The sequence below is a fragment of the Pristimantibacillus sp. PTI5 genome (assembly GCF_048572955.1).
In the GTDB taxonomy this organism is placed as follows: Bacteria; Bacillota; Bacilli; order Paenibacillales; family Paenibacillaceae; genus Pristimantibacillus.
This window is the reverse complement of record NZ_CP183886.1, coordinates 169125-182366: the sequence shown is the minus strand read 5'-3', so window position 1 is coordinate 182366 and position 13242 is coordinate 169125. Positions and strand designations below refer to the sequence as shown.

Sequence of the window (13242 nt, the reverse complement as noted above, 5' to 3'; positions counted from 1 at the left end):
CCCGCAAGCTCAACTATCATTACTAAGGCTTGATCTCTCGATGTGCACGGGGTTTAACAGCCAACAGGCGGAACGGGTTTTGGACGCGGATATTGGCGGATATGCTTGATTCGTGATTCACCGGTAAGCTTCATGCCGTTTCCGATCTGGATGCTGGCAGATGAACCGGCTGCAATGACTTGGATGTTCCCGACAATAATGTTCGGCGAACAGTTGGTTCGCAGCAGTTGAACTCCCTGTCCGTTTTCGAACGCGGGATCAACTAAAACAGGCAGGGGACGGGAAAATAGCGGGTAGGATTCAAAAAAAACATCTCCCGCCGTCGTATGATCCTCTTGCCGCTGAAGAGCAAGCGCGCGAATCAGGCCCTTTGTCTCGGCGCGGTCGCCAAACTGGACCGTGCCAGATTGCGCGACGCTTATGATACAAACCGAACCGACATTCGCTGTGCGTATCGGGTAGCTATTCTCAGATTGTACGTTCATTCGCATCCGCCGCTTTCTAAGACTCGCCGGTCGACTCGCCGGCTTCTTCAGGCAGCGGGAACGGTGCCATCGGGCCTACGATAACGGATTCGGGCGGCGTATCGAACATCGAATATAATGCCACGTTATCGGTATCGCCGACTTGCAGCATCGATGCGCTGGATACCCCGAGTATTTCAATTTGTCCCACGCTCAAATAATGGTTGATAACTTTGAATTGCAGCATTAAGCCATTCCTCCAGATGAAGGCGCGCCGGTCTGGAGCTGTCGCATATAGGCGAGTAGCGCGGCATCGGCGTCCCTTCTAGTTTTGGCAAGGACGCTTGCCGCGGTCGCTTGATCATCCGCGGCGGCTTTCTGCGCATCCGTGCCTTGATCCGTTTTTTGCATATAGTAATGAATGCGGGTCGGTACCTGTTTACGGATATCATCAATAATAATTTTTCTGTGGTAAGGGTCCAACGGAATACAAAGCTCATTCTCGTAGGAAACCAGCTTATGCGGGGCTTCGTCATCCAGATAGCGGGTCATTTCATTGAAAATGTTATTATACACGCCGCTTGGGGATGGAATAGAAGGCCCCGCAGAGGGGAAAACCTCGGGCTGGGAGACAGACAGCTGTTCAATATTGCCCGGAAAGGATTCGTCGCCCATACCGGGAGCAGTCATGCCGATATTTAACGTGCCGTCCAGCTTCTCTACCTTCAATTGATCAAAATGATATTCAATGCTCTCGATGTTATAAGTAGGGCGTGCTTCGAGCTGCTTGATCTGTTCGCACAACGCGAGGACCTTTGCGTTAAGCGCATCGAGCTGTTCCTGCTGCTCTTTGAGTTTATTTTGAACTTCAAGCGACCACATTTGCCAAGGCGACAATGGATTAGGCTGCTGCATGAGACTGCTCCTCCTTCTCGTTATAGGATCGATCCTACCTCCTAGGATGGGTTCGGCAGAGGCACGAAAGAAAGCGGGTTATCTCCGCCGAGCTGCGGAGCGGGACCGGTGAACCCGCCGGTATTATACAGCTGCGATAACGATCGGATCGAACCCGCGCTGCCAACTTGCAGGACGGAGCTGTTCGATACGCTTTCGACACGGAGCTGATGAATGGTAATTTGCTGATGAATGGTCAGACTCATATCGCGCTCACTTCATTGCTCGAATTGTCCTGAACGTCGGGATCAAGAGTGTTTGTTGCGCTAACCGCATTATTGGAGTTGGTTAGGCTGCCGGTTAAGAATGAGCCTGATCCGGCATAGGTCTTGGAGCTGCTTGAAGGAGAAACTTCCAAGGAATCGCCGAATTGGACAATGGAGCCGGAGCCTATGCTTACAATTTTGACAAAGCCGACAACTGCTGGCATGAGCATCCTCCTTTTTTTCTTGAGTGTTTGAAGAAATTGATGACCGTGCTATATCTTATGCGGCATTCGCCCAGAGGTTCCCTTGCTGCATGTATCGTGAACGGCGATGGGCGCATATACTGGCAGAAGTGCTGGAAGGCGGGTGTTAGCTTGTGGCATCCAAATGGGATGATATGGAACGATGGATGGAAAGGCAGCAGCTTCCGAAAGGGTTTGAGCTGCTTCGCGAGCCGGATTGGGTTGAGCAGTATGTGCGTAAAATGATGACTAAAGCGCTGCCTGAAGCGGCTGGTGTTATAATTGGCGGGGGATCAGCGACTTTTTCCGAGACCCGCCATTTTGTAAATGTGAAAATAAATTTACCGGACGGCTTCGTAAAGGAGCAGCTGCGTTTGTTTGTAAGGGAGGATAGGCTGAAGCTTGATGGGCTTCCCGGCGGCAAAACGGAAACGATTAAGCTGCCGAAGCTGGTAAAGCCGCGAATCTGCAAAACGCTCCTGAAAGAAAATGTGCTGCATGTCAAGCTTCAGAAGCGGCCTGCAATTCGTACTTACCATGAAGCCGTCGTTCGTTGGTAGAGCTGGGCGGCTCAGTACGGAAAGGGCGCATGTCCTAAGATATGTGCTCTTTTTGTCACGAAATCGACAGGGTTAACGGTTGGCTAATGGCATCCTTATCCCTTATAATGTCTAATGAACATGTACATAACAGCAAAAAAGGGAGTGTGTTCAGTGTCATTAGTCGATGTAAGCAGTGTATCTGCTTCGTTATTCATACTCGGAATCGTTTTTTTAATGCTGATTTTCGGTTTGCTCAGCTTTGGGATTTTGCGCATGTTTCAGCAAAAATTCCGTACAGGCTGGGTGAGTTTCGCGGGAGCGGCCGTGAGCTTCGTCGTTTTTATGTTTATACTAAACAAGTGGTATCTATAGCCGTTCTATAGCTGATCACGAGCGGAGGTAAGCGCTTGAATTGGACTTTAATCTGGTTTGTCGTTAACATGCTGTTTGTTGTTTCCATTATCACCTTTATGTTTATGCATCGCTCCTACACGGAGGCGAAGCGGCAATCTAACGATTCCTTACTCCTTAAACGGCTGAATGCAAGGCGAATGCTGGCAGGGATTTTGAGCATCGTGCTTTTCTTGGCGATGGCGGCCAGCTTTATGATTAATATGAGATTAAACGGTTAAAAAAAGGCTCTCATTGACGAGAGCTTTTTTTTTCGTCATTATGGAGTTAAACCATTTTTAGTCCGGAGGTTCGACATATGCATACGATGGAAGACATTATACGACGCATGTCTAGTCAAGGATTGAGAATAACGGATCAAAGAAAAACGTTGGCCAAGCTGTTTTCGGAGACTCAGGGATATTTGGCTCCTAAAGAAGTCTATGAATATATGGGAAAATCCTATACCGGGCTCAGCTTTGATACCGTATACCGCAATCTTCGCGTCATGGAAGAGCTAGGCGTTTTGGAGCAGGTCATTTTCGAAGACGGCGGCAAGTTCAAGCTTCACTGCAGGGAGAATGATCATCATCATCATATGATATGCCTGCAATGCGGCATGACGTATCCGATCACCTTTTGCCCGATGGAGCAAACCAGCGTACCCGATGATTTCCGGGTAGTGAAGCATAAATTCGAGGTGTTCGGCTATTGCAAAGCTTGTATTCAAGAAGAGTCCGCAGTTAACGAAGCTTAATGCCGAATAAACGAGTCATGCGCAGAGTCACCCAAGCTCCGATCCATTTCTACCGTAAGGTAATTTCGCCGCTGACGCCGCCATCCTGCCGGTTCTACCCGACCTGCTCGATGTATGCGCTTGAGGCAATCGAGAAGCATGGCGCAGCCAGGGGGAGCTGGCTCGCGGTCAAGCGAATTGCCCGCTGCCACCCGTTCAACGCCGGCGGGTATGACCCTGTGCCGCCAGCCAAAGAAGAGAAGGCAGATGCACCTTGACAGGGAGGGGCATACTTCGGTATATTTTGATTTATAAACGGTTAAAATGAAATCTAGATTTCTTTATATGTCCGGGGAACGGATAAGTATAATAGCAGAACCTTTGCAGAGAGCCGGGATGGATGGTGCAAGCCGGCAGGGGACACTATTAGAAAATGGTCCGGGAGGATTCGCTTTCGAGCTGCAGCCATCATTCAGGGCTGGCAAGGGAGCGACGCGAAGCTAGCGTTACCGGCGTTAGCCGCCCAGCAGGCGGCACACGAAGCTTTCTTGAAGTGCCGGTTACTACGGTCATTTCCGGATTGAAATTTGGGTGGTACCGCGTGAGTTCAAACTCTCGTCCCATGATGGACGGGAGTTTTTTGCGTTTTTTTTCACAAAAATAGGACTGGGGGATTTCTGATGACGGAAAAAAACAATTTTTATATCACGACGCCAATCTATTATCCAAGCGACAAGCTTCATATCGGCCATGCCTATACAACGGTGGCGGGCGATGCAATGGCTCGTTACAAACGTCTTCGCGGTTTTGATGTATGGTACCTGACCGGTACGGACGAGCATGGCCAGAAGATTGAGCGCAAAGCGAAGGAAAAGGATCAAACCCCGCAGCAGTTTGTGGACGATATCGTCGTTGGCATCAAGGATCTTTGGGCGAAGCTTGAAATCTCGAATGATGATTTTATCCGGACAACGGAGGAACGCCATAAAACGGTAGTCGAAAAAATATTCGCGCAGTTCTTGGAGCAGGATGATATTTATAAGGGTGCCTATGAAGGCTGGTATTGTACGCCTTGCGAGTCGTTTTTCCTGGAACGTCAGCTCGATGACGGCAAATGCCCTGACTGCGGCCGTCCGGTCGAGCTCGTAAAGGAAGAGAGCTATTTCTTCCGGATGAGCAAATACGCTGATCGATTGCTGCAGTATTATGAGGACAATCCGGATTTCATTCAGCCGGAATCGCGTAAAAATGAAATGATCAACAACTTCATTAAGCCGGGTCTCGAGGATTTGGCCGTGTCGCGCACGACGTTCGATTGGGGCGTTAAGGTTCCCGGAGATCCCAAGCATGTCATTTACGTGTGGATAGACGCCTTGTCCAACTATATTACGGCATTAGGCTATGGCAATGAAGGCAGCGACCAAAAGTTCCAAGATTTCTGGCCTGCCGACGTTCATTTGGTCGGGAAGGAAATTGTTCGTTTCCATACGATTTATTGGCCGATCATGCTGATGGCGCTGGATTTGCCGCTTCCGAAGAAGGTGTTTGCCCATGGCTGGCTGCTGATGAAGGATGGCAAAATGTCGAAATCCAAAGGCAATGTCGTTGACCCTGTCATGCTGATTGACCGTTATGGTCTCGATGCCCTTCGTTATTACCTATTGCGCGAGGTGCCATTCGGTGCTGACGGCACTTTCACGCCGGAAAACTTTGTTGAACGTATAAATTTTGACTTGGCTAACGATCTCGGCAATCTGCTTAATCGTACGATTGCAATGATCGATAAATATTTCGATGGCGTTGTACCGGCATTTGCTGGCGTAGTAACGGAATTCGATGACTCTTTGCAGAAGCTGACAGGTGAAACGATAGCCCAGGTAGAAGCTGCGCTCGAAAATATGGAGTTTTCGGTGGCGCTTGCCTCATTATGGCAGCTTGTCAGCCGCACGAACAAATATATCGATGAAACGCAGCCGTGGGCTTTGGCTAAGGATGAGGCTAAAAATGCCGAGCTGGCATCCGTGATGCATCATTTGGCGGAATCGTTGCGTATTGTTTCTATTCTTCTTCAACCGTTCTTGACCCATTCCCCGCGGGAAATGTGGAAGCAGCTAGGCTTAGAACAAGGCGAGTTAACGACCTGGGAGAGCACCAAGCAATTCGGTTCCCTGCCGGGCGGAACGAAAGTAAGCAAAGGCGCTCCGTTGTTTCCGCGCCTGGATACGGCAGAGGAGTCAGCATTTATTGCCGCTGCAATGGGCGGGGGCGCGCAGCCTGAGCAAGCTGCTGGACAGCCGGATGCTGCAGGTAAGGATGCGCAAGATCCAAAAGCAGCTTCGCAAGCGCCAGCCGAGACCAAGGAAGAAATCGCAATTGATGATTTTGCCAAAGTTGAGCTGCGCGTTGCGCAGGTTATTGCCGCTGAGCCTGTGCATAAAGCGGATAAATTGCTCAAGCTTCAGCTCGATCTTGGATTTGAGCAAAGACAGGTCGTATCCGGCATAGCAAAGTTTTACACGCCGGAGCAAATGGTCGGGCGCAAAGTTATTTGCGTCACGAACCTCAAGCCTGTAAAACTGCGCGGTGAATGGTCGCAGGGCATGATTCTTGCCGCATCGCATGGTGATCAGCTGACGCTTGCAACCGTGCCGGAGGATATGCCAAACGGAGCGGTAGTGAAATAACAAAACTATACTCGCCTGAAAGTCAATAGAGGTGTTCCACCTGTCGCAATGACAGAGGGACGCCTCTTTTTTTCTGGGTTTATTCCGTTTCGTTAACTCTCTATCATAAATCCCATGATTTTGGTCCATACAGATAATCAAATAGCTGTTCATAAAAAAAGTAAATAAAGATAGACGCCGTAACTTTACAATCCAGAAGGTAAACAGGGTTGACAGTCTCTTAAAAGGCATCGTATAATACAAAACGTAATAATAACGATTACGAAGAAGGAAAGATAGAATGGAGAGATAACCGAATGAAAGATTCAAAAATATCGTTACGCACAGCAGCGCTTTGCCTTTTCTTGTCGGCGTTGCTGCTGATTGCCTCGGCATGCGGCAATAATTCAAATCAGACGGGTTCATCAACGAATAATTCAACAGGCGGAACTGCGGCCGGCAACGGAGATAACGAGCAGGTTAGCGTAGTAACCAGTTTTTATCCCCTGTATTTTCTCGCTTCTGAAATTGGCGGTGACCATGTAAAAGCGGTTAACTTAGTCGCTTCGGGAATCGAGCCGCATGACTGGACGCCGAAGAGCCGTGATCTGGACACCGCTTCAAAAGCAGAGCTGTTTTTATATCACGGAGCTGGACTTGAGGGCTGGGTAGACGGTTTCCTGAAGGGTTTGTCGAAAGACAGTTCTGTCGTTACGAAGGAAATGAGCAACGGGATTACGCTGATCGAAGGCTCCGAGGATGAGCATGAAGAAGAACATGAAGATGAGCATGCGGATGAGGAAGCCCATGATCATGGCGGCGTGGATCCGCATACCTGGGTGAGTCCGAAATCAGCGCTCAAGCTGGCGGAAAACGTTAAAAATAGCTTGATCGAAGCGGATGCCGCGAACCAAGCAGATTATGAGAAAAACTATGCGGCGTTAAAAACGAAGATTGAATCCATCGATGCGGATTATACCGCCAAGCTTGCCCAAACGACGAATAAGGATATCGTGACCTCTCACCAAGCATTTGGATACCTTGCCCGTGACTACGGATTGAAAGAGATTTCGATCATGGGATTAAGCCCTGATGCGGAACCGCGCGCTCAGGATTTGCTGGAAATTTCAAAGTTTGTTAAAGCCAACGGCGTGAAATATATATTTTTCGAGGAGCTCGTATCGGATCAGCTTGCCAAGACGTTGGCGAACGAGGCTGACGTAGAGACAATGGTGCTCAATCCTCTTGAAGGCTTAACGCCGGACCAGGAAAAAGACGGAGAAACGTATCTCACGCTTATGGAACGAAACTTGCAAAATCTTGTGCAAGCATTACAATAGAACAAAAGGCAAACCTACGGAGCTGATAAAGCTCCGTATTGCTGTGAGGAGAGAAATTATGGCGCAATTAAATCGAATGGCAAATGCCGACGCCAGTTGTCACCAAGAGGTTATTTCACTGGAGGATGTCTCCTTTTCTTTTCAACAGCAGACCGTCATTTCAAATCTAAGCTTTGCGGTGAAGGAACGGGACTTTATTGGCTTGATAGGGACGAATGGCGCAGGGAAAACAACGCTGCTGCGAATGATTGTGGGCTTGCTTAAACCTACCAGCGGCACGATTCGTTTGTTTGGAGAAAAAGTAGACCGGTTTAAGCAATGGGAGCGTATTGGATATGTCCCTCAGAAAAATTCGTTAAACCCGTTGTTCCCCGCTACGGTTCGCGAAGTCGTTCTTTCCGGGCTATATGGAAGAAGCAAGCTGTTCAAAAAAATGAACAAAGCGGACAATCAAAAATGCGACGATGCCCTTCATGCAATGGGGATCGATGACTTAAAAGATAAGCGCATAGGTCAGCTGTCAGGCGGACAGCAGCAGCGGGTATTTTTGGCAAGGGCATTAATCAACAATCCGTCGCTGCTGATTCTGGATGAACCGACGGTTGGTATAGATACCGAAACGCAAGAAAGCTTTTTCCATATGATTAAGCATATGCATCAACATCATAATATTACGTTTCTGATGGTCTCCCATGATTTGGATATGATCCGTTCTTACTTGGGACAAGAGCCGGCGGCAGCAAACGGAAAGCTTAAGTTTCATATTAAGCATTCGCATGAAACGCAGGATTGCGTGGAGAATGACCTGGCGCACAGCTTGAAAGGTCTTAGGGAACAAATGGAGAGCAGGAAAGAGGTTGTTTTGATTGGAGATCGTAACTAGTGAATTTTTTCAACGGGCCCTTATTGGCGGGTTGCTTATTGGCGTAACGGCCCCGCTCATGGGCTTATTTCTTGTGCTTCGCAGGCTGTCGATGATAGGAGACACCTTGTCTCACGTATCGATTGCAGGCGTTGCGCTCGGTTTTTTGATCGGAGTTTATCCGATAGCCGTAGGATTAATATTCGCGATTGCCGCATCCTTTGCCATAGAAAAGCTCCGCAAAGCATATAAATCGTATGCGGAGCTGTCCATCGCCATTATTATGTCTGGCGGGGTTGCGCTGGCGTCGTTGCTGTTCACGATGGGAAAGGGCTTCAATAACAACGTGAACAGCTATTTATTCGGCAGCATCTATACGCTGAACAACACGGATCTCTATGTGATCGGCGCGGTTACGATCATCGTACTCGTTGCGATTTGGATGCAGTTGAAGGAGCTTTTCTTAATCACTTTCGATGAGGATGCGGCAGCAGTCAGCGGCTTGCCCGTTAAATTTTATAATGTTATGATTAGCGTGCTTACCGCTCTTATTATTAGCGTTTCGATAAAAATCGTAGGCGCGCTGCTGGTTTCCGCGCTGCTGACCATTCCGGCCGCATGCAGCTTGATTATTGCGCGGAGCTTCCGCCAAAGTGTTATAACGGTTGTCATTATTGGCGAGCTGGCCGTTATCGCGGGCTTAATCATAGCGGGCGTATGGAACCTGGCGCCTGGCGGTACCATTGTGCTGCTGCTCATTGCAGTTTTGCTGTTGCTGCTCGTATTCCGGCGCGGCGTACGCGCGGGCAGTTGATTTGGATAGGGGGAAAAGGGTTTGTCAGACATTAACATTTGGCTGGCCTTCGGCGCCGGCTTTGCATCGTTTATTTCACCTTGCTGCTTGCCTCTTTACCCCTCGTATTTGTCATACATAACGGGAATTTCAGTGGCGGATCTGAAGGAAAATTCGAATGCCAAACAAAAACGCATGCGAACGATGTCGCATACGCTGTTTTTCATATTGGGATTCTGTACGGTTTATTATGCGTTAGGATACGGAACGAATGTGTTTGCTGAATTTTTTAGCGAGTACAGGCAGCTGATCCGGCAACTATCCGCTATTTTAATTATTTTAATGGGTCTTTTCCTGATTGGCCTATTCCAGCCTCAACTCCTGATGAAAGAGCGGCGGATGAATTTGATTCCGAAAAAAGCAAATTACGTCAGCTCGTTTATTTTCGGAATTGGTTTTTCAGCAGGCTGGACACCTTGCATGGGACCTGCATTGACCGCTATATTAGGGCTTGCCGCAACGGAACCGGGAACATGGTTCCAACTGACGACAGCCTATGCGCTCGGTTTTGCGATTCCTTTTTTTGTACTTGCCTTTTTCTTAGGCACGGCCAGATGGATTCTGAAATATTCCGCTGCCGTTATGAAAATCGGCGGAGCCGTCATGATCCTCATGGGTCTCTTGTTATTTACGGACCAAATGACGAAAATTACCATCTGGTTAAACATGATTACCCCGGAATGGCTTGCTTTCTAGAAACAAAATAGATGTGTTAAGTGAAATATTCAATTTTTGCTTCAGGAAAATGATCGAAAATGCGCTCCGATATATACATGCGGAGCGCATTTGCTTGTTCATCGGGATAAACATATTTCCCTTGTCCCCAACGTCCCCACTTATATTTTCGTTTTTCGATATCCATTTCCAGCTTTGTGCGCGGGTATCGTTTCTCAATGACGGCTTTCGCCGTTTTCGTAAATCGATGCTGTATCAGCTCAAAGGTCAAATCCTTGGTCACATCGGGCGGGAGCTGCTTAGCAATCGCGGCTATAAGCTCGCCATAGCCATCCTCCCAGCCTTCGTGCCAAATTATCGGAGCAATGATGAAGCCCATGGGATAACCTGCCCTGGCTACCTTTGCTGCGGCCTCAATGCGTTGATCAAAGCTTGATGTGGCCGGCTCGAAGTTTTTGATCACGTATTTCGCGTTGACGCTGAAGCGAATGCGGGTATGTCCGTTATGCTTGGCATCTAGAAGTGAATCGACATGATGGAATTTGGTCACAAAACGAAGCCGGCCATTCTCCTGTTCGCCCATAAAATCAATGAGCTCGCGCAGACTGCCCGTTATCGGCTCAAGTCCCACGGGATCTGAGGTGCAGGCTGCTTCAAACCGGGTAACTTCCGGGTTTCTCTCCTCGATATAACCGCGTGCAGCTTCAAGAATATCGTCGATATTTACGTAAACCCGAATGTAAGGCTTGGCGCCTAAAGTCGTCTGCAAGTAGCAATAATGGCAGTGGGCCATGCAGCCTGTGGCAATCGGTATCGCATATTCGGCCGAAGGCTTCGAGGTATCGAATTTTAACGTTTTACGGATGCCGACGACAAGCGTGCGCTTGGCGATTTTATATTGTTCCAGCTCGGTATCTCCAGGCAAGTTGGTGATACGGTTGTGTGAGGTTGTCATCCGATAAGGAATACCTTCCTTTTTTACCCATTCGAAAATCCGCTGTCCTTTTGGATAATCTAAGGCAGAGGGCTCAAAATAGACAAGCTCGGGAACGAAAGAGAGGGTGGAGCGATCCGTTTTGGGACGATCGAGAAGGACAGTGCTCATCGGTCATTCCTCCAGTGGTTTAATCGATTCAGAATCAACTTATTGTGTGGAGGATAAGCGCCGTTGAATCTGGTAAGTTCAAGAGCCATTCGGATTTGGAAAACGATGTTGGAATGCCGAACGGGTTGCAGTGAATGCAACGATCAGTGTATGATACTAAGAGTAACGCCTACGAAGTAAGGTGAAGATGTATGGTTAGGGGGTTCTTCAGTGCCGACACCGAGCATGGAAGACTACTTGGAAAGAATTTATAAGTTAATTGACGAAAAAGGTTATGCGCGTGTCTCGGATATTGCAGAAGGACTAGAGGTGCATCCGTCCTCCGTAACCAAGATGATCCAAAAGCTCGACAAGGATAATTATTTGATTTATGAGAAGTATCGCGGGCTGGTCCTGACGAATAAAGGCAAGAAAATGGGTAAAAGGCTTGTCGATCGCCATCAGTTGTTAGAATCTTTTTTAACGACGATCGGCGTACAGGACGAGAACATTTATCAGGATGTCGAAGGAATCGAGCATCACTTAAGCTGGGATTCCATTACCTGTATCGAAACGTTGGTTGAATATTTCCGCAGGGATTCACAGAGAATGGACGAGCTGCGTGCCGTACGAGCGGAAATGGACAGCGAGTAATACATACGAAAAATGGACGAAAAAAAAGGTCTGAAGCATCGCGCTTCAGACCTTTTCTGATTATAGCCGTATTCGTTAATGGTATTTTGGCAGATCATCGTCTTCCTTGCCGCCTTCAATGACGCGGAAAGGGACTGTTTTGGAGCGCGGCTTATTTACTTTGGATTTCGGGGCTGCCGCACGGCTCTGCTTGACCTGCGTTCGGCCCTGCTGCGAATGATATCCTCTTAAGAAAGCAGGCGGATATTTATATAACAAGAAGATTCCGCCAAGCACTACAATTGGAATGAGAAAGGTTAGTGGGCTTGAGATAACGCTGTAAACGAGCCCAATTACGAGAAGCGCCAAAAATGTAATGGACCACACATTCCATTTACCGGTTGTTCTGCTCATTTTAAATACCGCCTTTCCTTTCATTCGATAAACTATTTGATTTGTTTGTCCAGCTCGAGCATGCGGTTGAAAGAAGCGATGGATACCGCAACCTGCTCGTCGCGAGGCTCTTTCGTTGTAAGCAGCTGCAGCCACAGCCCAGGGTACCCGAGGTAGCGCAATACCGGAATTTCGCGTAAAGCGTTGGTCCAGCGCAGCACTTCATACGAGAGGCCTAGAACTAGCGGAAGCAATAAAATCCGGATGTATACGCGCTCCCAAATCGAATCCCATGTAAAGAACGGAAGCGAGTAGACAACAACGCCGACGATTACCGTGAATACGATAAAGCTGGAGCCGCAGCGGTAGTGGAGCCGGCTGTATTTTTGTACATTCCGGATCGTTAGCTCTTCGCCTGCCTCATAACAGCTTATGACTTTATGCTCAGCGCCGTGATATTGAAACAAACGCTTAATTAAAGGCGTCATGGAGATGAAATACAAATACGCCAGCAATAAAATGATTTTGATAAGTCCTTCTAATAAATTATGACCGACTTTGTTAACAAATACCCCGGCGAAAAGCAATTCCTCGATTGCTGCGGGAGCGGCAGTGAAAATGAGCTTTCCGAAAATAAAGGACAGCACACCCGCGACGGCTACGCCGACAACCATGCTTAGGCTCCAGCCTTGCTTTTTCTCTTCCTTGATCATAGGGGCTTGCTCTGCCGGATTTGTTTCCTTTTCTTCGCCGGCCTCATCCTCAGCATAGGCTTCCATTGAAAAATTCAAATGCTGCGAACCTTTGGCGCTTGATTCAAGTATGCCAACCACGCCCCGAACGAGCGGGATTTTTTTGAGAGCTTGAATCCATCTCTTGGTAGTGCGGGGTACCTCGTAAAATACGATTTCATCATTCTTGCGTCGGACAGCAGTTACGTTAACGTGTTTGCCAGCAAACATAACGCCTTCGATAACCGCTTGTCCGCCATAAATGCTTCGGGAGTCTTGCGGCAAGTGCTTGTCACCTTCCTTGAGTGGAATATCGTCTTAGCTGTTACGACGAATGTACCTTAAACTTTGTAAGTCTATTGTACTTGATCCCATAGCTAATTGCCAACGAAAGCATATTGGAAGCGGAGGGCCAGTGAAAGATATCTGGCGGTTATGAATCGGAACTTTTTCACATACTAAACCGGATGACAA

General features: G+C 48.2%; 19 protein-coding genes and 1 other annotated feature. Of the genes, 11 read left to right on the top strand and 8 right to left on the bottom strand.

What is annotated here, in order from left to right; genetic code table 11:
• Nucleotides 1-53: 53 nt before the first annotated feature.
• Genes ACN6MW_RS01060 through ACN6MW_RS01040 form a run of 5 tightly spaced genes read right to left on the bottom strand, consistent with a single transcriptional unit; the run spans nt 54 to nt 1848 of the window.
• Nucleotides 54-485, bottom strand: coding sequence for a spore germination protein GerPE (locus tag ACN6MW_RS01060; protein WP_419873845.1), 432 nt, complete (start codon nt 483-485; stop codon nt 54-56).
• Between the two features lie 16 nt (nt 486-501).
• Complete coding sequence (locus ACN6MW_RS01055; protein WP_364149184.1) at nt 502-711, bottom strand: spore gernimation protein GerPD; 210 nt, start codon at nt 709-711, stop codon at nt 502-504.
• Nucleotides 711-1379: a spore germination protein GerPC gene (gene gerPC, locus ACN6MW_RS01050; RefSeq protein ID WP_419873844.1), complete on the bottom strand. Its 669-nt coding sequence runs from the start codon at nt 1377-1379 to the stop codon at nt 711-713. Before gerPC ends, ACN6MW_RS01055 begins: the two co-directional genes overlap by 1 nt.
• A gap of 41 nt (nt 1380-1420) precedes the next feature.
• Nucleotides 1421-1624, bottom strand: coding sequence for a spore germination protein GerPB (locus ACN6MW_RS01045; protein ID WP_364149181.1), 204 nt, complete (start codon nt 1622-1624; stop codon nt 1421-1423).
• A complete protein-coding gene (locus ACN6MW_RS01040) occupies nt 1621-1848 on the bottom strand; it encodes a spore germination protein (RefSeq protein WP_419873843.1) in 228 nt (75 codons plus the stop codon). Before ACN6MW_RS01040 ends, ACN6MW_RS01045 begins: the two co-directional genes overlap by 4 nt.
• Before the next feature lie 152 nt (nt 1849-2000).
• On the opposite strand from ACN6MW_RS01040, the gene ACN6MW_RS01035 reads away from it, so the two are divergent.
• The 10 genes from ACN6MW_RS01035 (at nt 2001) to ACN6MW_RS00990 (ending at nt 9948) form a co-directional block, all read left to right on the top strand.
• Nucleotides 2001-2426 (top strand): Hsp20/alpha crystallin family protein, encoded by a 426-nt coding sequence (locus ACN6MW_RS01035; RefSeq protein WP_419873842.1) that lies wholly within the window; start codon nt 2001-2003, stop codon nt 2424-2426.
• 153 nt (nt 2427-2579) lie between these two features.
• A complete protein-coding gene (locus ACN6MW_RS01030) occupies nt 2580-2780 on the top strand; it encodes a hypothetical protein (RefSeq protein ID WP_364149175.1) in 201 nt (66 codons plus the stop codon).
• 35 nt (nt 2781-2815) lie between these two features.
• Nucleotides 2816-3040, top strand: coding sequence for a hypothetical protein (locus ACN6MW_RS01025; RefSeq protein ID WP_419873841.1), 225 nt, complete (start codon nt 2816-2818; stop codon nt 3038-3040).
• A gap of 77 nt (nt 3041-3117) precedes the next feature.
• A complete protein-coding gene (locus tag ACN6MW_RS01020; RefSeq protein WP_419873840.1) occupies nt 3118-3555 on the top strand; it encodes a Fur family transcriptional regulator in 438 nt (145 codons plus the stop codon).
• Complete coding sequence (yidD, locus tag ACN6MW_RS01015) at nt 3555-3812, top strand: membrane protein insertion efficiency factor YidD (protein ID WP_419873839.1); 258 nt, start codon at nt 3555-3557, stop codon at nt 3810-3812. Before ACN6MW_RS01020 ends, yidD begins: the two co-directional genes overlap by 1 nt.
• Nucleotides 3813-3877: 65 nt before the next feature.
• Nucleotides 3878-4160 (top strand) — a binding site (T-box leader).
• 54 nt (nt 4161-4214) lie between these two features.
• Nucleotides 4215-6218: a methionine--tRNA ligase gene (gene metG / locus ACN6MW_RS01010; protein ID WP_419873838.1), complete on the top strand. Its 2004-nt coding sequence runs from the start codon at nt 4215-4217 to the stop codon at nt 6216-6218.
• A 296-nt stretch (nt 6219-6514) separates the two neighbouring features.
• Entirely contained in the window at nt 6515-7537 is a 1023-nt protein-coding gene (locus tag ACN6MW_RS01005) for a metal ABC transporter solute-binding protein, Zn/Mn family (RefSeq protein ID WP_419873837.1), read from the top strand.
• Between the two features lie 58 nt (nt 7538-7595).
• A complete protein-coding gene (locus ACN6MW_RS01000) occupies nt 7596-8420 on the top strand; it encodes a metal ABC transporter ATP-binding protein (RefSeq protein WP_364149165.1) in 825 nt (274 codons plus the stop codon).
• Entirely contained in the window at nt 8404-9213 is an 810-nt protein-coding gene (locus ACN6MW_RS00995; RefSeq protein WP_419873836.1) for a metal ABC transporter permease, read from the top strand. Before ACN6MW_RS01000 ends, ACN6MW_RS00995 begins: the two co-directional genes overlap by 17 nt.
• A gap of 21 nt (nt 9214-9234) precedes the next feature.
• Nucleotides 9235-9948, top strand: coding sequence for a cytochrome c biogenesis CcdA family protein (locus tag ACN6MW_RS00990; RefSeq protein ID WP_364149161.1), 714 nt, complete (start codon nt 9235-9237; stop codon nt 9946-9948).
• Between the two features lie 16 nt (nt 9949-9964).
• Here the strand turns inward: ACN6MW_RS00990 and splB are convergent, their stop codons facing one another.
• A complete protein-coding gene (gene splB / locus ACN6MW_RS00985; protein WP_419873835.1) occupies nt 9965-11032 on the bottom strand; it encodes a spore photoproduct lyase in 1068 nt (355 codons plus the stop codon).
• Nucleotides 11033-11242: 210 nt separating this feature from the next.
• Here splB and mntR point away from each other — a divergent pair, with 210 nt between their 5' ends.
• Entirely contained in the window at nt 11243-11665 is a 423-nt protein-coding gene (gene mntR / locus ACN6MW_RS00980; RefSeq protein ID WP_053376766.1) for a transcriptional regulator MntR, read from the top strand.
• Between the two features lie 75 nt (nt 11666-11740).
• On the opposite strand, the gene ACN6MW_RS00975 is transcribed toward mntR, so the two are convergent.
• Nucleotides 11741-12058 (bottom strand): hypothetical protein, encoded by a 318-nt coding sequence (locus ACN6MW_RS00975; RefSeq protein ID WP_419873834.1) that lies wholly within the window; start codon nt 12056-12058, stop codon nt 11741-11743.
• Between the two features lie 32 nt (nt 12059-12090).
• Nucleotides 12091-13053 carry a DUF1385 domain-containing protein gene (locus ACN6MW_RS00970; protein ID WP_419873833.1) on the bottom strand — a complete coding sequence of 321 codons (963 nt, stop codon included), beginning with the start codon at nt 13051-13053 and terminating at the stop codon, nt 12091-12093.
• Between the last annotated feature and the right edge of the window lie 189 nt (nt 13054-13242).

Bases quoted from the DNA above. Each gene is read 5' to 3' on its own strand.
- ACN6MW_RS01005 (WP_419873837.1), top strand. From the start codon at position 6,515: ATGAAAGATTCAAAAATATCGTTACGCACAGCAGCGCTTTGCCTTTTC.
- ACN6MW_RS01040 (WP_419873843.1), bottom strand. From the start codon at position 1,848: ATGCCAGCAGTTGTCGGCTTTGTCAAAATTGTAAGCATAGGCTCCGGC.
- ACN6MW_RS01055 (WP_364149184.1), bottom strand. From the start codon at position 711: ATGCTGCAATTCAAAGTTATCAACCATTATTTGAGCGTGGGACAAATT.
- ACN6MW_RS01045 (WP_364149181.1), bottom strand. From the start codon at position 1,624: ATGAGTCTGACCATTCATCAGCAAATTACCATTCATCAGCTCCGTGTC.
- ACN6MW_RS01060 (WP_419873845.1), bottom strand. From the start codon at position 485: ATGAACGTACAATCTGAGAATAGCTACCCGATACGCACAGCGAATGTC.
- splB (WP_419873835.1), bottom strand. From the start codon at position 11,032: ATGAGCACTGTCCTTCTCGATCGTCCCAAAACGGATCGCTCCACCCTC.
- metG (WP_419873838.1), top strand. From the start codon at position 4,215: ATGACGGAAAAAAACAATTTTTATATCACGACGCCAATCTATTATCCA.
- ACN6MW_RS00975 (WP_419873834.1), bottom strand. From the start codon at position 12,058: ATGAGCAGAACAACCGGTAAATGGAATGTGTGGTCCATTACATTTTTG.
- yidD (WP_419873839.1), top strand. From the start codon at position 3,555: ATGCCGAATAAACGAGTCATGCGCAGAGTCACCCAAGCTCCGATCCAT.
- ACN6MW_RS01020 (WP_419873840.1), top strand. From the start codon at position 3,118: ATGCATACGATGGAAGACATTATACGACGCATGTCTAGTCAAGGATTG.
- ACN6MW_RS01000 (WP_364149165.1), top strand. From the start codon at position 7,596: ATGGCGCAATTAAATCGAATGGCAAATGCCGACGCCAGTTGTCACCAA.
- gerPC (WP_419873844.1), bottom strand. From the start codon at position 1,379: ATGCAGCAGCCTAATCCATTGTCGCCTTGGCAAATGTGGTCGCTTGAA.